The sequence below is a fragment of the Nostoc sp. genome (assembly GCF_054880495.1).
Genome location: NZ_JBTYKD010000213.1, coordinates 1 through 19,127 on the forward strand (window position 1 = coordinate 1; position 19,127 = coordinate 19,127).

Sequence of the window (19,127 nt, forward strand, 5' to 3'; positions counted from 1 at the left end):
ATTACCTACCAAAATTGTTTTAGCAGCAGTAAACTCAACCTTTTGGTCTTGATAATTGCGAAATTGTCGAAGGTTTAGAGTTTTCAGGTACATAGGGAACAGAAGGAAAAGAGAACGCTACGAAGGTTAGACACGGTTATAGAAGTAAAATTGTAGAAGTTCAACACAAGGAAAATGACTGACGCACCTGAATACTTCCCTAACCGAATAGACCGTATTGAACAAATAATCTTGGGGTTGGCACAAAGACAAACTAGTACACAAGAACAATTAGACAATTTAACTATTAGACAAGCTAACACTCAAGCACAACTGGATGAACTCAGCCAGGAAATGAGAGAGCTTACCAGTAACGTTGACCGTGTTCTGGGTCGTAGTGCGATTTTGGACGATGTGTTACTTGAGTTACGTGATAGCCATGAACAACATCAGCGTAATTTTGAAGAACATCAGCGCACTACAAACGCTGCATTACAAAGTCTTGAGTCTATCTTGTTGCAGTTGATTAGAAATAATTCCTGAAATAATGCGATCGTTAACTCCAACGATCGCATCTTAAAAACTACTCTAGAGTATCCTCCTTAGATTGTGGCAATGATGTACGCTCTGGCTTAATAACATCATCCATGCTCTCACACAGCTTTTTTGCCCATAATCCGCAGAAATATCTTCTCCAATTCAATCCACACAAACATTAAGGCACTGAAGCCAATACAAACCCCCAATTCTTGCATATTCAGGTAGTGAGTACCAAAGAAATCTCGCAGGGGTGGGACGTAAACTAGCATTAACTGCAAAATCGTGGTAATAACAACAGCTGCTAGTACAAAGATATTCGAGAAGGGATTCATCTCGATAGTCAGTTGGTTGTTGGAACGAATAGCGATGGCATGACCCATTTGGGCAATACACAAGGTAGTAAATACCATTGTTTTCCAAGCGTCGCGATCGCCGTGATATTCTGGGGCATGGGTATGTTGATAAGCCCACCACATCAAGGCAATGGTGATAATCGCAAATATTATCCCAATGCGAATTATATAAGAACCCAATCCCCTAGCGAAAATACTTTCGCGGGGACTAAAAGGCGGACGTTGCATTACATCCGGTTCTGGAGGTTCCACAGCTAATGCCAAGGCTGGTAAACCGTCTGTCACCAAGTTCATCCAAAGAATTTGTAAGGGAGTCAGGGGAACGCCTCCCAAACCAATTAGGGGTGCAGCAGCAATTGTGAGAACTTCACCAATGTTACTGCCCAAAATGTATTTAATAAAGCGGCGGATATTGGTATAAACAACTCTGCCTTCCCTGGTGGCGCTGACAATGGTAGCGAAGTTGTCATCAAGTAACACCATATCGCTAGCTTCTTTACTGACATCAGTGCCAGTAATGCCCATTGCAATGCCGATATCGGCTTGTTTGAGGGCTGGAGCATCGTTGACACCATCGCCTGTCATCGCTACAAATCGGCCCCGGCGTTGCAGTGCTTGGACAATTCGCAGTTTGTGTTCTGGGGAAACCCTGGCATAGATGCTTACTAAGTCAACGTTTTGCTCTAATTCTTGGTCACTCATCCGTTGTAATTCTTGACCTGTGAGGACACGGTCGCCTTCTTGGGCAATTCCTAAATCGGTAGCGATCGCTCGTGCTGTTAATTGGTGGTCGCCAGTAATCATTACTGGGCGAATACCTGCATCTCGAGATTCTTGGACTGCTGCCCTTACTTCTGGGCGTGGTGCATCTAGCATTCCTACCAATCCCAGCCACACCAAGCTTTGCTCCGATGTTTCATCGGCACGTTCCGGTGGAATCTGTACCAGGGGTTTGTAGGCAAAACCTAGCACCCGCAAACCTTTACTTGCCATAAGGTCATTTTCTGCTAAAATTTTCTGGCGTTGTTCTTCAGTCAAGGGGGTTGAGTGATTGCCCAAATGAATCTGAGTCGAACGTGCCAAAATTAACTCTGGAGAACCTTTGGTAAACATTAAGTAAGGTTCAGATTGTAATAAACTAGCGATCGCTGGGTCAACGCCTCTGGAAGCCGCTTCCAGAGTCGCAACTTTCTGCACCTGAAAAATCACGCTCATCCGCTTACGTTCGGAGGAAAAAGGGAACTCCGCAACGCGAGGTAACTTACTGTTCCACTGGTCTTTTTCGATTCCAGCTTTTGCCCCCAGTGTTAACAATGCCCCCTCTGTGGGATCTCCCAAAATCGCCCATTCACCTTGTTCTTTTTGCAACACCGAATCATTACAAACGGCACAGGCGACTGACAACGCTAATATTTCTGGAGACTCATCTAGGGAAATTTTTTGACCATTTAACTGAAAGTCCCCTGTGGGAGCATAACCTTCGCCGGTGACGCGAAAAGTTTTGTTATTCGTGTAAACCCATTGCACCACCATTTTATTTTGAGTCAGGGTGCCGGTTTTATCAGAACAGATGGTTGTCACAGAACCCAATGTTTCCACGGCTGGCAGTTTGCGAATCAAGGCGTTTTGGCGCACCATTCGCTGAGTTCCCAGTGCCAGGGTGACGGTAATTACAGCTGGTAAACCTTCTGGCACCACAGCAACCGCCATACTCAAGGAAACTTCCAAAAGTTCTTGGATGTTTTTAAAACCTCCGTCCTTAATCACACCGCCGACGACAACGATCGCCACGAGAATTAAAGAACCCGTAACTAGGACGTTACCCAGTTGAGTCATCCGTTGCTGTAACGGTGTCGGTTCACTTTCCACCGACTGCAACATAGTGGCAATTTTGCCTAGTTCTGTTGTCATGCCGGTGTTAGTTACCAGAACCTTCGCGCGTCCTTGGACTACTTCAGTTCCTTGAAACACGACATTTAAGCGATCACCTAAATCTGTTTCTGCTGGCAATTGTAGTGATGCTTGTTTATTCACCGCTTCGGCTTCACCCGTCAATGCCGACTCACGCACTTGTAAATTAGACTCTTCAATCAAACGCCCATCTGCGGCTATCTGCATCCCAGCTTCTAGCAGCATTACATCCCCTGGAACTAGTTCCTTGGCTGCTATCTCCACCTGTCTGGTGTCGCGGATCACCCGCACTAAGGGAGAGGTCATTTTTTTCAGGGCTGCCAGGGCTTTTTCGGCACGGCTTTCTTGGACATAGCCGAGTATGCCATTGAGGATGACAATTGCTAAAATAGCGATCGAATCTTTGAATGGCACTTCACCAGGCTTGGAATGGCCAGACTGCAAACGCATCAGGTCTAAAAACCCAGAAATCAGAGCTACGCCAATCAGCATCAACAACATAATGTTCTTGAACTGATCCAGCAGAATTTCCCAAGCGCTACGGCCAGCAGTTTCTTGTAATTCGTTGGGTCCGTATTTTTGCAACCTCTGTTGAATTTCTTGGGGTGTTAAGCCACTGTTTGGATTACTTTCGAGCAGGTCTAAGGCTTTATTAACTTCTAAACTATGCCAAACACCGGCACCTTCAGGCAGAGAATTAGCAGACATCGTGTAGGTCACAGGAAATGGTTACAAAATTCGATCATAATTTAGTGATGGCTGGAAAACCATGTCCTAAAGTTACATTCAGGCGATCGCCCAGTTGTATGAGTGTATAGGTAATTCTTAATATTTGTAAATTTATACTTTTTTGAGATAGTCTTATTTCTCACGAAAGAGTTTTTCGGAACATATCCTACCGATAATTGTCAGTAATAGAGCTTTGAAGCTTTGTTACAGAGCATTACACTTCCCACAAGGTTCTATGAGTTTTGCACTCCCCACTTTGACCGCAAGCCAGATGTTTGGGCAAAAAACAATTCGACCGCTTACTGCTGCTACCCTGTGTGGCATTGCTTTCATTAAAGATAGACTGATTGCCATTGATAGTATTAAAGGGCATCTACTGGAGATTGATCCCACCTCTGACAACAGCAAAATTCTTAATCCCCATCAAGTTAAAGAATTTACCGATGCCACTGGTCTGGCGGCTTGGGAAAATACCCTGTGGGTCAGCCGAGAAAATAGTGTTTACTTGTGCAAGCTCAATGATTTGAGTCTGCAACATTTTGTAACATTGCCTTACCCTGCTGACGGCGTTGCTGTTTGGGAAACAACAGTTTATGTCAGTTCCCAAAGGCTGGGCTACATTCTGATTTTTGACCGCGAAACGCGAAAAGAGATTACCAGATTTTATGCCCCAGGCGTTGGGATAGAGAATTTGGCAGTAAGTGAAGAAATGCTGTGGATTTGCGATCGCACTGAACAATCAGTTTATGCAATGGATCGGGCGACAGGAGAACTTCAATTTAGTGTTCTGACACCCTTTGAATGTCCCACAGGCATAGCGATACATAAAAATGACGAAACAGGCAAAGAAAGTATTTACGTCGCTTACGCCTCAGAGGAGGCTTATATTCGGGATAACCCCAATGCTGATCCGAGTCATGAGCTAACATTCCGCGATCGCACTTTTATTCACCCTTTGTATTATCATTATCAGCCAGAGCAGCGCTACGCCCTCTCTAATGGCTATCTCATTGAAATGTCTTATGCAGAGGAAATTGCACCCTTAGATGAGGTTTATTTACCTGATGTAGAATGGCGCATCGCCTTACCATCTGAAACTGAGCGTCAAAAGGTGAAACACGTTGAATCCATTGGTATACCATTTACCGAAGAAGTCGTAGAGGGGCAACGTGTAGCAGTCTTTAAATTTGATTCTCTGGCCCCAGGAGAACGGCATATATTTGGCTGGAAAGCACTTTTGGAAGTTCGAGGAATTAAGTATCGCATCACACCCAGAGATGTGGAAAATATACCGCAACTGCCCCCAGAATTACAAACACGCTACTTAGTCGATGACGACGATTTAGCAATGGATACGCCCATTGTTCGCCGTGCCGCCAGAGAAGCGATTGGTTCTGAAACCAATGTGCTGCGGAAAATGCACACCATCCGCAACTACGTCTACGATAAGTTATCCTACGGTATTAAACCTTACATTGACACGCCAGATAAAGTTTTAGAACGGGGCGTTGGTTCCTGTGGCGAATATGTTGGCGTCTTACTTGCCCTATCCCGTTTAAATGGCATCCCCTGCCGCACCGTCGGTAGGTACAAATGTCCTGCCCATAGTGACTTACAAGGAGTGCCGCTACAACCCGACTTTAATCATGTTTGGCTGGAGTTTTACGTCCCGAATTTTGGCTGGTTGCCAATGGAATCAAATCCTGACGATATCGGTGAAGGTGGGCCTTATCCCACGCGCTTTTTTATGGGCTTGTGTTGGTATCACATTGAAATTGGCAAAGGTATAACCTTTGAAACAGTAACCAGTCGAGGTGCGCGGCTAACCAAAGAAGATATCCCCATCGGTGATTTGGCAATAAATCATATTCGGTTTACGATTCTTAAAGAATTGCCACCCTTTTGAATTTATTCCATTTATCGAAAAATTGGGTTTAAAACCCCGTCCTTCTAGGACGGCTTTTCTGGATATTGGATATATTTTTTCAGAACTTCAAGAGGCTGTTTTGTTTTAGGTAATTCGATGACTTGTGTGTACGTCGTAGCAACACTTGCAGGAGTGATTTTTTTGCTTAGATTCCCAAAACGTAACTTGACTTAGGATAAAACTATAAAGACTTAACCACAGAAGGAAGGAAAAGTACTTTCATGCGTCATAGTCTACATGATGTCTGGCTAGTTACAGGATAATTCTGAAGTAAAACAGGCTTTATGCCTGGTTTTGAGACTTAGGTTGTGTATTTCACCTTCCTTGAAATCCCCTGGAATTTGGACAGACATAACTTTTTCAATTCTTTGACAAGCTCCTGTCACATCAAGCTCTTAAGTTAACAAATATTAGTTTTGGCAAATAATAACACCTGACAAAAACCACAAAAATCTTCACAAATTCTTGATTTTTACCTTTGAAAGTCAAGCTACAAACCGATTTCAGTCACAATTTAATTTTGAAACTCTCTTCTCTATGAGACGCTGTGCGTAGCTTGCTTCCCTGTAAGGGTACAATTGTGAATTTTGAATTGTTAATTCCCTTTAAACCAACAAGTATTTCTGAAGGTTCAAATAACTATGAGTAATCTATCTAGCCAGTCTCTAGAAGTAAGTAAGAAAAATGAAAAACCTCTATATACTGCTGATACAGTGCGTACTTATCTTAGCGAGATTGGACGTATACCTTTATTAACTCCTGAGCAAGAGATTAATTTCGCCAAGCAAGTTCAACAGATGATGGCTTTACTTGCTGCCAAAGAAAAATTAGCTGTTCAATTAAAGCGTCAACCGACACAACAAGAGTGGGTGGAAAATATAAATATCGGCGAAAAATCACTGCTGCAACAGCTACGTCAGGGACATCAAGCCAAGCAGAAAATGATTCAGGCTAACCTGCGACTTGTGGTGTCTATTGCTAAAAAATATCAAAGACATAACCTAGATTTTCTCGACTTAATTCAAGAAGGAAGTTTAGGTTTAGAGCGAGGAGTTGAGAAATTTGACCCTAGTAAAGGGTACAAGTTTTCAACTTATGGCTATTGGTGGATTCGTCAAGCAATTACACGAGCGATCGCCGAAAAAGGACGTATTATCCGCTTGCCTATTCATGTTACAGAAAAACTGAACAAAATCAAGCGTATTCAACGTGAACTAACTCAAAAATTAGGTCGGACTCCTACCGCACTTGATATCGCCGAAGAACTATCTTTAGATCCCAAACAAATTCGAGATTATTTACTTTTAGCACGTCAACCTGTCTCTCTAGAATTGCGAGTTGGCTCAGAAAAAGATACAGAATTACAAGATATGTTGGAGGATGATGGACTTTCCCCAGAATTATACGCTGACCAAAAGTTTCTCCAACAAAATATTCAAAATTTATTGTTAAAATTAAATCCTCAGCAACGAGAAATATTAACTTTACGTTTTGGTTTAACAGATGGAAATGAACTTTCTTTAGTGCAGATTGGTCAACGTCTGGGTATTAGTCGAGAACGAGTCCGACAGGTAGAGCAACAAGCTTTGGGTGTTCTACGAAGACATAAGGATAAGATACACAGCTATCTAGCTAGTTAGTTCTGATGGGCGTAGGCGTAGTCCACCGTAGGCATCGCAATCTACAAAACCAGAGATTGAATGCGCGGGAAGAATTTAAGGCAGGCAAGAAATTGTTATTGGAAGAGATGAAAAGAGGGATTTCGCAGTAGTGCGATCGCTGCGACTTCATACGCCTTCTTCATGTCGCTCATGATTCTCACCTCTTTGGGTTGAGCGATCATCCGAATTAGGAGAAAATACTATTTTTTGTATTACAATAAGCTACATAAACCGCGTCTATCTTGAAATCTGTAGTTCTTCGGTGATGAAAAGGATTTGCCCTCATCCCCCAACCCCTTCTCCCATATATGGGAGAAGGGGAGCCAGAATGTCAAAGTCCCTCTCCCAGATATGGGAGAGGGATTTAGGGTGAGGGCAAAAACTACGCTTATAAACTTAGATGAGGTTTAGGTATTTCGTAATTGGGCTTTGAGAATGTCTGAAACTATATATTTAAAAAAAGGCAAATTTAGCCATGAACTAGCATTGAAAAACATTAAAGAGATCCAAACTTCAATCTGCTCAATCGCTAGAGAAAACCCTTTGACTATGACTCATATAAATTCCGATGGTGTATCAGAAATTGTTGAATATTCTTCTTAAGATGATTACTATCAGAATTCAAAAGGATATGATAAATTTGTGCAATACATTCTTAGAGAATATAGGTTTTTTGGGATTTAACGAATCTAATTTAGAGACATTAGTGAATAGGGATGAGCAAATCTCATCCCTACTAAATTCAAGTATTCCGCACAGGCAACGGCATATCCAGAATCTCCATTAGCAAATCCAGACGAGAGGGGCGCGTTAAAAGTGGGACGAAGTTCGGCAAACTGTAGTAGTCACCCTTGAAGGTAAACGTATCTACAGGTGCAGCGAAAGTTTTGCAGTCGGGAAAGTGTTAATAGCGGATATAATTAACTACGGTTATCTATCTGAGCGCGTTGCAAACTTCCAGAAAAGTCAACATAAACACTTTTCCATTCTGTGAAAACATCCATTGCAGTAGTTCCAGCTTCGCGGTGTCCGTTACCGGTTTGTTTCACACCACCAAAAGGCAAGTGTACCTCTGCACCAATAGTCGGGCCGTTAATATAGGTGATACCTGCTTCGATGTCACGCATGGCAGTAAAAGCCCGGTTGATATCGCGGGTGTAAACTGAAGAAGAAAGACCGTAATTGCTATCGTTGAGAATTGCGATCGCTTCCTCAAAAGAACTAACCTCAATCAATACCACTACTGGCCCAAATATCTCTTCACGCGCAACTCGCATATCACCAGTTACATCATCCAAAATAGTTGGTTGAAAGAAATAACCGTTTTTCAGTGAGCCTTCAGTAGCAATTTCTCCACCAATTAAAACCTTTGCTCCTTCCTGACGGGCGATATCCAAATACTTGCTCACCTGTTGGAGTTGCTTTTCATTGACAATCGGGCCGATATCTGTATTCGGGTCAGTGCCAGCACCCAAGCGTAACTTACTGGTACGCTCATAGAGCATGGTGGTAAATTTTTCTTTGATATCACGATGCAAAATCAGGCGACTGGTAGCCGTACATCGTTGCCCGGTTGTCCCAAATGCTCCCCACACTGCACCATCGAGAGCAAGTTCCAAATCCGCATCTTCCATCACCACTTGAGCATTTTTACCCCCCATTTCCAGACAGACGCGCTTGTGAGTGCGTCCGCAAGTAGCGCCGACAAAGGCACCCGTTTCTGAAGAACCAGTAAACGATACCAAATCTACATTGGGATGCTCAACCAAAGCTTTCCCCGCCTCTTCTCCCACACCATGCACCAAATTAATTACTCCTGGTGGTAAACCTGCTTGTTGGAAAATTTCAATTAATTTAGTTGCACAGGCGGAGGTATCTTCAGCAGGTTTGAGGATGACTGTATTACCACATACCAAGGCTGGCATAGCTTTCCAGCAAGGAATTGCCACTGGGAAATTCCAGGGAGTAATTAAGGCACAAACTCCTATGGGCATCCGCACAGTCATGGCGAATTTATTGGACATTTCCGACGGTGTGGTTTGCCCAAATAGTCGCCGCCCTTCGCCTGCACTGTAAAACGCACAATCAATACCTTCTTGCACATCTCCCCTGGCTTCTGTCAGAGGTTTACCCATTTCCCGACTGATTAACTGGGCAAGTTCTTCTTTATGCTGGAGTAATATTTCCCCAATCCGAAAGATGTATTCTGCCCTAGCTGGGGCTGGGACTTTGCGCCAACTGTGGTAGGCTTTACGGGCGGCGGCTACTGCTGTATCTACATCCTTGGCTTGGGAACGGGTAAATGTGGCAACGACTTCGGTTTTGTCAGCAGGGTTGCGGCGCTCCAGGGTTGCTTCCCCTACAGCACTCAACCATTTACCATCGATGTAATTGCGGCAAGATAGCGGAGTTGTCATCTTGAAAATCTCCGGCTGATGAACTACTGAAATTTGTGTATTAAGTTTGCTTGCTTTCTTAGGTTATCCTCAAGTTATAGCAGACGGCTATCCTGAAAATATTCGTGATTTTAAGAAGAAACAAAGTCAAACAACTTCCTTGACACATAAGTAAGTCGGCGTTAAAAAATTAACCTACGTGACGAAATCTAAAATCAGCGAACATCTTATTAAGTCAGTAATTTAACAATTTTTACAAAACTAAAGATACCTAAGTTTTATCATGCTGACTTATTTAGATAACTTAAATTAAAACTATGATTAATTAAAATTTAACCTATTGGCTGTTAAATTAAGATTAATTCATTTTTTTCTGCAATATTTGAACCTCCCCAAAAACCTAGAATTTCTAGGAATTGGGGGGATTATTTTTGTTATTATAGTAAATTAGAAGTAGAAATTTTGCAGTTGAATCGATTAAAAACCGTTCTAATGGTAGTACTATCTTTGCTCCGGCGTCGCCCAACACAGGTCTTACCCTGAGCCTGCGCCGTACTACTTTGTGGAAGCAAGCTACGCGCAGCTTCTCGTAGAGAAGGGCATGGCACCTTTAAAAAAATCCCTGAGTACAAATATAGAAGGCTGGGATGATACAACCCCAAAGTCAAAATAGTATCACGTACACACGCATTATCCACCTAAGTCATGTAATTGACATAGATATTCCCCAATGGTCTGGAGATCCCACAGTAGAATTTGAAACTGTAGCTGAACTAAATAATGATGGCTATTACCTGCGGCGTTTTTCCTTGGGAGAACATAGCGCTACCCATATCAATGCCCCTAATAGTTTTCATAGTTATGCTATGGGAATTGATCAATACCCAGCCCAGTCTTTGGTTGTACCTGCGGTAGTCATAGATATTCGCCAAGCCACAGACGCTAATCCTGATTATGCCCTGACTGTTGCTGATGTTCGGGCTTGGGAAAAACAATACGGTAAAATTTCTGGTGGCTGCGTAGTTATACTGAATACTGGTTGGCAAAAAAAGTGGTTTGATAAAAGTGCATTCCTGAATCATGATGCTGAAGGAATTGCCCACTTTCCTGGGTTTGGCAGCGCTGCGACTGAATTGTTACTGGATGAACGGCAAATAGCAGGGGTAGGAATTGATACTCATGGCGTAGATACTGGACAGGATAACACTTTTGCGATTAACCGCTTAGTTTTAGAAAAACCACGCATTGTGTTGGAGAATCTGACAAATTTGGATCAACTGCCACCTAAAGGTACTACTCTAGCGATCGCAGTTCTGAGATTACGTGGTGGTTCTGGTTCTCCGGTGGGGGTGTTGGCGTTCGTCCCTTAATTTTGATCAGAACTTTGACATCTGTTAAGAATAATCTCTTTTTATACCCTAAGCTAATCGTCATTCATTTTTCCAGAATGATTCGCTTGTACTAAGGGCTACCCTACGGGAACGCTTCGCGAACAGCCCTACTTTTATGCAACTTAAATGCTCATTAGCTTACTACATCTGATTGCAACTTAGTATTAAAACTGAACATGCACTTAATAAAGCAGAGGTATGTAATTCCATCCACAAATCGATGCGCTCGCTTCGGCAGAGATAGAATCAAGAACCTGTTTGAGATTGCCTCTTAATTAATCTAAAATTAGTATAATATTCCCAGTTCAAAAAGGCGACTTCCTCTCAAAAGTATTTTGCTCACGAACCGTGTCACTATAGAAAATAGAGTTGCAAATTGAGGAATAGGAAAACTAAAGAACGCTGTGCAGATAACATTCTTAGGGACGAGTTCAGGTGTACCCACGCGATCGCGCAATGTTTCCAGTGTAGCCCTGAGATTACCTCAAAGGGCAGAACTGTGGTTATTCGACTGTGGCGAAGGTACTCAGCACCAAATTATGCGGAGTGAACTGAAAATCAGTCAACTCTCCCGAATTTTTATCACTCATATGCACGGCGACCACATCTTTGGCTTGATGGGACTTCTTGCTACTTGTGGCTTGGCTGGCAATGTGGAACGAATTGATATATATGGTCCACCCGGATTAAATGATTACATTCAATCCGCCTCACGTTACTCCTACACACACTTTTCTTACCCCATTAAAATCCATGCTATCCGTCCAGGGGTAATTTATGAAGACAATGACTTCACCGTTAGCTGCGGTGATTTGCATCACCGCATTACAGCTTTCGGCTACCGCGTAGCCGAAAAAGACCGATCAGGACGCTTTGATGTGGAAAAAGCCAAGGCGTTGCAAATTCCTCCAGGCCGCATTTATGGTCAACTCAAGCGGGGTGAAACAGTTACCCTTGCCGACGGACGGGTGATTGATGGCAGCCAATTATGCGGACCTACAGAAATTGGTCGAAAAATTGCCTATTGTACAGACACAATTTATTGTGATGGTGCAGTGCAATTAGCTCATGATGCAGATGTATTAATTCACGAAGCAACCTTTGCCCATCAAGATGCAGATATGGCTTTTCAACGGTTGCATTCCACAACCACAATGGCAGCGCAAACAGCTTTAGCGGCTGGGGCACATCGACTGATTATGAGTCATTTTAGTCCCCGCTATGCTCCCGGAAATACCTTGGAATTGAAGGATCTCCTCAAGGAAGCCCGTGCAATTTTTCCCCGTACTGATATGGCTTATGATTTTATGATTCATGAAGTACCCAGGCGACGGGAAGTAGAGTTAACCAAGGTAGGCATTTAAATTTTGGATTTTAGATTGAACCCTTCTAAGGGACTTCCAAGAAATAAATTACTACTACTTGTGGGGTGGGCGACACGAGAGCCCAGTAACCAAAGGCTCTCGTGTCGCTCACCCCACAATAAATAGTTGGATATTTTTTTATTTAGAAGTCCCTAATCTAAAATTAACCGGGAGCATCTCAGTGAAAGCAAATACACTACACCATAGCAGAAAGAAGATTCCTGCTCCCTCTCCGAACTCACGGAGAGGGCTGGGGTGAGGTTTAGGCTTTCTACGAAAGTGAGATGCTCCTAAATTAACCAGGCTCTGTCTTGGAGTTTAGTGATCCAACTCATAACGTCCAGCAAATAGACAGTAGTTTAATTTTAGGAATAAGTCAACTAGTTAACCAATAATTTACTTACGGTTAACTAAGTGTATCAAAAATATATAAATAGTATGGCTTAAATATTTTTCTGAATGTTTTTTTTAGATTACGAGTTATCAAAAGAACTTTAATATATAGTAAGGTTGTGAATCAGAGAATTTTTTACTTAAATATTTAGGAAAAATAATTAATTTCCCGTTAAGATTTTTCTTCCTTAAATAAAATATTTATTGAAAATTTATTCTTTCAACACTGATTAAGAATTTATATGCATGAATTGATGAGCATGAAAGCGCCACTTGGCATAATATTATGCCAAGTGAGCTTGTCATCGTTGGAAGCATAATTAAGTATGTTGTTGCAGCTATTAGGTGTAAAAAAATCATTTCACATTTTTCATAAATCTTCCAAATAAATATAGTGTTTCGATATTAGAGGAGTTTGATAGTGGCTAAGATCAGTCTGAATCAAGAGCAACAGGTTACTACTTCAGCACAAGGCGCAGTTGACATCAGACAACTATCTAGTATTTTGCTTCGCCGACGCTTTCTAATCTTGGGAGTTTCCTGTGTAGTGATGTCAGCTGCTAGCCTGTTAGCTGTCATAGCCAAGCCTACCTACCAGAGCAATATGCAGATATTGGTGAGTTCCAATTTATCTGATGGGGCACAGTCAAATAATATCCCAGTCGGGGGAGATACTCAGATTACTGATTCCAGTTCTCAAGTTATTGATTCCACTACTCAGATGAAACTTATGCTGAGTTCTAAGCTCCTCCAGAAAGCTGTAGATTTACTTCATTCTGATTATCCTGATATTACTTTAGAAGATATCAATGGGCAAACAGGACAGAACAAAAAAGCATCTCTAGAAGTCACTCCAGAAGAGGGAGGCATAGGAACTAATAAAATTTTTAATCAAGTATTTGAAGTTTCTTTTAATGATGATAATCCAGTCAAAGCACAAAGAGTACTTCAAACTCTACAGAAAGTCTATCAAAACTATAACAAAGACCAACAAAAAGAACGTCTGAATCAGGGACTAGCTTTTGTAAACACTCGCCTACCTGAAATAAAAAAAGAGGCGAGTAAAGCTGAGAAAAATTTAGAACAGTTTCGCAAGAAACATAAATTACTCGATCCTGAAGTCCAAAGTAAAATCCTGCTAGAATCTCTAGCCGATATTCAACAACAGCTACAAAGCACTCGTGCCAACCTTCAAGATGTAAACGCTCGCTACAATAACCTAGAGCAACAAATAGCGTCTTCATCCCAGCAAAATGAACTAATTTCTTCTCGTTTAAATCAGTCAAGCCGCTACCAAGGATTATTGAGTGAAATTCAAAAGACTGAACTAGCATTGGCTAAGGAGCGGCTGCGTTATACAGACGATTACCCATCGGTACAAAAGCTAAAGCAGCAACGCCAAAGTCAATTGTCGCTATTACGAGAAGAGGTGAAAGCTATTACTAGTAGCAATAAGGGAGAACCTCTGTTCAAAGGGCAAATGGTAGGGGTTGAGCCAACGCTATTAGACGAGTTTATTCTGGTGCAGACAACTGTCTTAGGACTAACTGCCAATGAAAAGAATCTAGCCGAGTCAGAACAGCGACTACGCTCTGAGGTAAACAAATACCCAAGTTTAATAGCAGAGTATAACCGTCTGCTGCCAAAGGTAGAAAGTAGTCGCAAAACCCTTGAACAATTGCTTCAGGCGCAACAGTCCTTGGGACTAAAAATTGCTCAGGAAGGATATAACTGGCAAGTTTTGACAGAACCTGCTCTGGGTACTTATATGGGGAGCAACAGATTATTACTTTTGGTTGGAGGAGCGGTAATTGGGCCGATTTTAGGTATCTTATCAGCCTTGATTTTGGAAAAGTTTAATGACGCTATTTATTGTGCGGGAGATTTAAAGAAACTGACGAACCTGCGTGTACTGGGGTCAGTACCAAAACTACCGTCGCGTGGTGGGAAAAAGCGGCGGCTGGGTCTGCCTTGGAATCGGCGGCGAAGTTCAGATGACTCTGTAATAGAAGCCATTACTAGATTGCCTGTCCATGAAAACCTGGACATGATTTACCAAAATATTCAAATATTAAAATATCCTTTACCCTTGAAGTCGCTGATGTTTACTTCAGCACTACCAGGAGAAGGGAAGACAACCTTAGTATTAGGGCTTGTGGCTAGTGCTACTCGGATGCATCGACGGGTATTAGTTATTGATGCTAATTTGCAGAATCCTAGCTTGCACAAAATCCTGGAACTATCCAATAACTGGGGACTATCTCTGTTATTAGTTGATGAGACAACTACTGGTTTTCAAGATTACATCCAGCCCATTCACCCCTCCATTGATATTTTGACTTCTGGACCGGAACCGGAAGACACGGTGAAGTTGCTCAGTTCTCAACGGATGAAAGAACTAATAGAGTTGTTTGAGCAAAGTTATGACCTAGTACTGATAGATGCTCCACCTATTTTAGGCACGGTTGATGCCAGGATTGTGGCATCTTTTTGCAATGCTATTGTGATGGTAGAGCGTATGGGGAAAGTGACGCGAACTGAACTAACTCAAGCTACAGAAATTTTGAGTAAGTTGAATTTAATTGGAATTATCGCTAATGAAGTGAGCAATTCTCAAAAGGTATTGGCATCATAGAGCGAAGAAGTAGGGGGCATTGGGCACTTGTACTGACTTGTACTGAGAGGCGTCGTTGGCGCAGCCTCTCGTAGAGAAGTATTGGGCATTGGGAAGAGGCAGTCTAGGCTAAAATGTTGCAAAAAAATTGTAGGTTGGGTGGAGGCTTTGCGTAACCCAACATCCTGATAATCAGTTGAGTTGCGCTCCGCTCCACCCAACCTACCTCTAATGCACTATTTTAGCCTAAAGGGTCTACTACGTGCATTTCAAAAATTAAATACTAGTCCTATAGCTAAAGCAAAATGCATAATAAGTAGGAGGTGGCAACCTCCTGCGTTGGAGAAGTGTCTCATCTTAAAGTAATAAACGCCATAGTTGAGAGCGTCAATTAGATACTACTGTGATTAGATGATCAGCATGAAATTCCAACTTTACTTAGGCTGTTTATTTTCCCAGATTAAAGTACGTCATTGGTGGGTAGGTATCCTTTTATGGATAGCTTTAGTTGCACCAGCCCAAGCGTCTGTAATCCTGCGCGTGGCAATTGAGAGGGGTGTTAATCAGGTAAAAGTGGGCAGTTCCACCACTGGAATCGTCAAGGATAGTACCGGCCGGACTCTCGGAGAGTTACCAGCGATGAGTGCATATTATGCCCAAGCTGTTTCTGGGGGAGTTGCTTTAGATAAGTGGCAGTCTGGTTTATTTTGGATTGAGCCAACTGGTAAAGGATTCGTTTATATTGGCGATCGCTGGTATCGGGGTAGAACTCTGGTTGTTCCTACAGAAAAAGGCTTAACTGCTGTTAACTGGGTTGATGATCAAGAATATCTCTACAGCGTTCTTGGTGGCGAAATGGATGCTAGCTGGCCTCAAGAAGCTTTAAAAGCCCAAGCGATCGCAGCCCGTACTTATGCCTTCTACGAACGAGAAAAACAACGGAATAATCCCGTTTACGATTTAGGTAATACCCCCGATCGTTGGCAAATTTACAAAGGTGTCATCAGTGAAGCTCCTTCTACTTACGCCGCAGTCGATTCCACACTAGGGCAGGTACTAACTTACAAAAACCGGATTATTCTCTCAGTTTTCCATGCTTGTTCTGGGGGACACACTGAAAACGTGGAAGATGTTTGGGGAAGCAACGAGCCTTACCTACGTGCTGTTCAAGACTACGATCAAAATATCCGCGAGTGTAGTTGGGTGAAAACCTTCTCACCTACTGAAATTAGCGCTAAATTTCCTCAGGTGGGGAGTGTGACGGCAATGATTCCAGAGACATACTCACCTTTCCGCAGTGTTAAAATCTTGAAAATTGTCGGCAACAAGGGCACGAAGATTCTACAGGGCGAGGAAGTGCGAACAGCCCTCAAGTTAAAAAGTACCCGCTTTACCGTCACCAAGGGAGCCGATGGTAGTTTTGTACTGCAAGGGCTTGGCTACGGTCATGGTTTAGGCATGAGTCAGTGGGGGGCGTACAATCTGGCTCGGCAAGGAGTAAACCACCTGCAAATTTTGGGACATTATTATCAAGGTGTAGCCCTAACACCAATTCAGGCGAAGTAGTCCACTCCTATTGCTTAATTTTGGATTTTAGAGACATCTAAAATCCAAAATCTCTACTCTTACAGTTGTCGCACTAATGGCTGACCATCTTTGACTTCACCAATCAAAACTAAATCGACACAGTTAACGAAGATGCCATTTTCCAGAACGCCAGGAATGTTATTTAATATCTTTTCTAGGTTGGCTGGATCTTCAATCGAGTCAAATCTGACATCTAAGACAAAATTTCCTTGATCAGTGATTACTGGGCCAGCTTTTTTTACACCCATGCGGAGTTCGGGTTTGCCACCAAGTTTTTTGATGGCATTGGTAACAGGAGTAATTGCCATTGGAATCACTTCCACGGGTACAGCGAAACTAGAACCTAAGCGGTCTACTAACTTCCCACTGTCTACCACAACGATAAACTGTTCTGCTAGGTAGTCTACGACTTTTTCGCGGGTATGTGCTGCACCACCGCCTTTAATCAAATTCTTCTGCGGATCAACTTCATCAGCCCCATCAATGGCAATATCAATGTGGTCGATAGCGTCCAAGGTGGCGAGAGGGATACCGTACTGCTTGGCCAGCACTTCTGATTGAAACGAGGTAGGTATGCCAATGATATCTTTGAGTTCACCGGACTTGAGGCGATCGCCTAAATACTGAATCGTATATGCTGTAGTTGACCCCGTACCCAACCCCACAATGGAACCCGACTTGACTAGGGCTGCGGCGGCCTTGCCAACTTCTTGCTTCATCAACTTTACGGGATCTGCTGTTGCTGTCATTCCCAAAACTCCTGAAAAACTGACTATAGTCCATAGTAGTGGGGAGATAACGCTAAAAGATGAAAGGTAAAAAACAAGTTTTTGCTGATTTCTACTCCCTTGATATGAAAACCAGCTAATACCCTACGTAGCTACGCAACATTGACCAGCCGAAGTTCGTCATTAAGTGAGTTACAGGTTATTAGGAACACCAAATTTTGCGTTAACTTCAGTAACGTAGTTTTTTAAATTCATTTAGCAGCTAAAAGTGGTTATCATGATGCGTCAGCTTTCAATTACTCTATCTTTAGTGGCACTACTACAAAGCTTGCCAGCAATTGCTCAAGTACCAGAAACTACTTCTGAAATTCCATCTGATTCCATTCAACAGGTAACTGCTGTCAAATGGATGACAAACTTTTCCGATGGTAAGTTTTATCCAGAAAGATTACTGAGTAGGGCTGAATTAGCGTCAATTATGGTCAAAACATTTCGGCTAGATAAAAGACAAGCTGTTAACAAAGAAAATTTAACTATTCCAGATGTTCCTCGTTCTTATTGGGCATTTAATGATATACAGACAGTCTTAAAAACTGATATCATGAAAGGCTATCGAGGCAATGAATTTTTCCCTAACCAAAAGGTGACAAGGGCAGAAGCTCTGGCTATTTTCGCCCAGGCTTATGGTGTATTTCAGTTTTCCGATGACGCTGTTAATGAGATTCTTGCTGCACATCCAGATGAAAAGTCTATCCCAGCTTGGGCTAGAAAAGCGATCGCTACAGTAGCTACTGAAGGATTTCTCAATACAGATGCTCAAGGCAATATTTTCCCATTAAAACCCGTGACCCGTGGGGATATGGCTTATATATTGAGTAAATATTTGCAACGACAACAGCAACAACCCGAAACACCAGAAGTTCCGATTATTCCAAATAGCCCACAATCACCTTAGCTCAATATAAAGTCTTTATGGATCGCTCACGTTACAAAAAAGGGGCAGGTGCATCGCAGTTGTGGACGCAATTAATTACGCGCCAATCAAAAACGATATTAGATACTTAGCATCCCATCGTTCCCACTTCATCTTGTATATACGAATATTTCGCCAATTTTAGTTAAATATCAATCATAAATCACTAAGAATTGTTCAGTATTAATACTTAATAATTGACTGTTTTTAGGAAATATTCTTAAATATCGCTCTACTACATCTCGAAGTGCGGAAAGCGACCTGCAACGCTAATCGCTCAAACCTGCAATCAAGACCTGAGCAAACCAGGATTATCTGCAACTATATATTCGGCTTCAGCTAGGATTAACTGCAACTGAACCAGCATTAAATGTCTGCTAGTTAGTTAAATTATTTATTTTATACCCTAATTGATACCAATTATTAAAGATTTATTGCAAATATTTTTGACAAGAATCGTCAAATGACTAGCTAAACCACGTCTATTTTGAAACCTGTAGTTCTTCGGTAATCAAAAGGATTTGCCCTCATCCCCCAACCCCTTCTCGCAGATTTGGGAGAAGGGGAGCCAGAATTTCAAA

The 19,127-nt window shown here is 42.3% G+C and carries 11 protein-coding genes; 8 read left to right on the forward strand and 3 right to left on the reverse strand.

Translation table 11 applies throughout. The annotated features are described in order from the left end of the window. The first annotated feature begins 174 nt into the window (after positions 1 to 174). Positions 175 to 522 (forward strand): hypothetical protein, encoded by a 348-nt coding sequence (locus tag ACYTXL_RS19625; protein ID WP_461926209.1) that lies wholly within the window; start codon positions 175 to 177, stop codon positions 520 to 522. Positions 523 to 632: 110 nt separating this feature from the next. Here the strand turns inward: ACYTXL_RS19625 and ACYTXL_RS19630 are convergent, their stop codons facing one another. After that, on the reverse strand, positions 633 to 3,491 hold the full coding sequence (locus ACYTXL_RS19630) for a cation-translocating P-type ATPase (RefSeq protein ID WP_461926218.1): 2,859 nt from the start codon (positions 3,489 to 3,491) through the stop codon (positions 633 to 635). Between the two features lie 256 nt (positions 3,492 to 3,747). Here ACYTXL_RS19630 and ACYTXL_RS19635 point away from each other — a divergent pair, with 256 nt between their 5' ends. Together ACYTXL_RS19635 and ACYTXL_RS19640 are read left to right on the forward strand one after the other, a co-directional pair. Continuing rightward, on the forward strand, positions 3,748 to 5,418 hold the full coding sequence (locus tag ACYTXL_RS19635) for a transglutaminase domain-containing protein (RefSeq protein ID WP_461926210.1): 1,671 nt from the start codon (positions 3,748 to 3,750) through the stop codon (positions 5,416 to 5,418). 662 nt (positions 5,419 to 6,080) lie between these two features. Further along, the gene (locus ACYTXL_RS19640) at positions 6,081 to 7,079 is read left to right on the forward strand and encodes an RNA polymerase sigma factor, RpoD/SigA family (protein WP_461926211.1); all 999 of its coding nucleotides are present in this window, start codon (positions 6,081 to 6,083) and stop codon (positions 7,077 to 7,079) included. Positions 7,080 to 8,020: 941 nt separating this feature from the next. Here the strand turns inward: ACYTXL_RS19640 and ACYTXL_RS19645 are convergent. Next, the gene (locus ACYTXL_RS19645; protein ID WP_461926212.1) at positions 8,021 to 9,517 is read right to left on the reverse strand and encodes an aldehyde dehydrogenase family protein; all 1,497 of its coding nucleotides are present in this window, start codon (positions 9,515 to 9,517) and stop codon (positions 8,021 to 8,023) included. 626 nt (positions 9,518 to 10,143) lie between these two features. Here ACYTXL_RS19645 and ACYTXL_RS19650 point away from each other — a divergent pair. The 4 genes from ACYTXL_RS19650 to ACYTXL_RS19665 all read left to right on the forward strand — a co-directional run bounded on the left by ACYTXL_RS19650 (position 10,144) and on the right by ACYTXL_RS19665 (position 16,824). After that, a complete protein-coding gene (locus ACYTXL_RS19650) occupies positions 10,144 to 10,866 on the forward strand; it encodes a cyclase family protein (protein WP_461926213.1) in 723 nt (240 codons plus the stop codon). Between the two features lie 425 nt (positions 10,867 to 11,291). Then, positions 11,292 to 12,251, forward strand: coding sequence for a ribonuclease Z (locus tag ACYTXL_RS19655; RefSeq protein WP_461926214.1), 960 nt, complete (start codon positions 11,292 to 11,294; stop codon positions 12,249 to 12,251). 814 nt (positions 12,252 to 13,065) lie between these two features. Continuing rightward, positions 13,066 to 15,279 (forward strand): GumC family protein, encoded by a 2,214-nt coding sequence (locus tag ACYTXL_RS19660; protein ID WP_461926215.1) that lies wholly within the window; start codon positions 13,066 to 13,068, stop codon positions 15,277 to 15,279. A gap of 390 nt (positions 15,280 to 15,669) precedes the next feature. After that, the gene (locus ACYTXL_RS19665) at positions 15,670 to 16,824 is read left to right on the forward strand and encodes a SpoIID/LytB domain-containing protein (RefSeq protein ID WP_461926216.1); all 1,155 of its coding nucleotides are present in this window, start codon (positions 15,670 to 15,672) and stop codon (positions 16,822 to 16,824) included. A gap of 59 nt (positions 16,825 to 16,883) precedes the next feature. Here the strand turns inward: ACYTXL_RS19665 and rpiA are convergent, their stop codons facing one another. After that, positions 16,884 to 17,594 carry a ribose-5-phosphate isomerase RpiA gene (gene rpiA, locus ACYTXL_RS19670; protein ID WP_461926217.1) on the reverse strand — a complete coding sequence of 237 codons (711 nt, stop codon included), beginning with the start codon at positions 17,592 to 17,594 and terminating at the stop codon, positions 16,884 to 16,886. 259 nt (positions 17,595 to 17,853) lie between these two features. On the opposite strand from rpiA, the gene ACYTXL_RS19675 reads away from it, so the two are divergent. Then, positions 17,854 to 18,528, forward strand: coding sequence for an S-layer homology domain-containing protein (locus tag ACYTXL_RS19675; protein WP_461926219.1), 675 nt, complete (start codon positions 17,854 to 17,856; stop codon positions 18,526 to 18,528). The last annotated feature ends 599 nt before the right edge of the window (positions 18,529 to 19,127 follow it).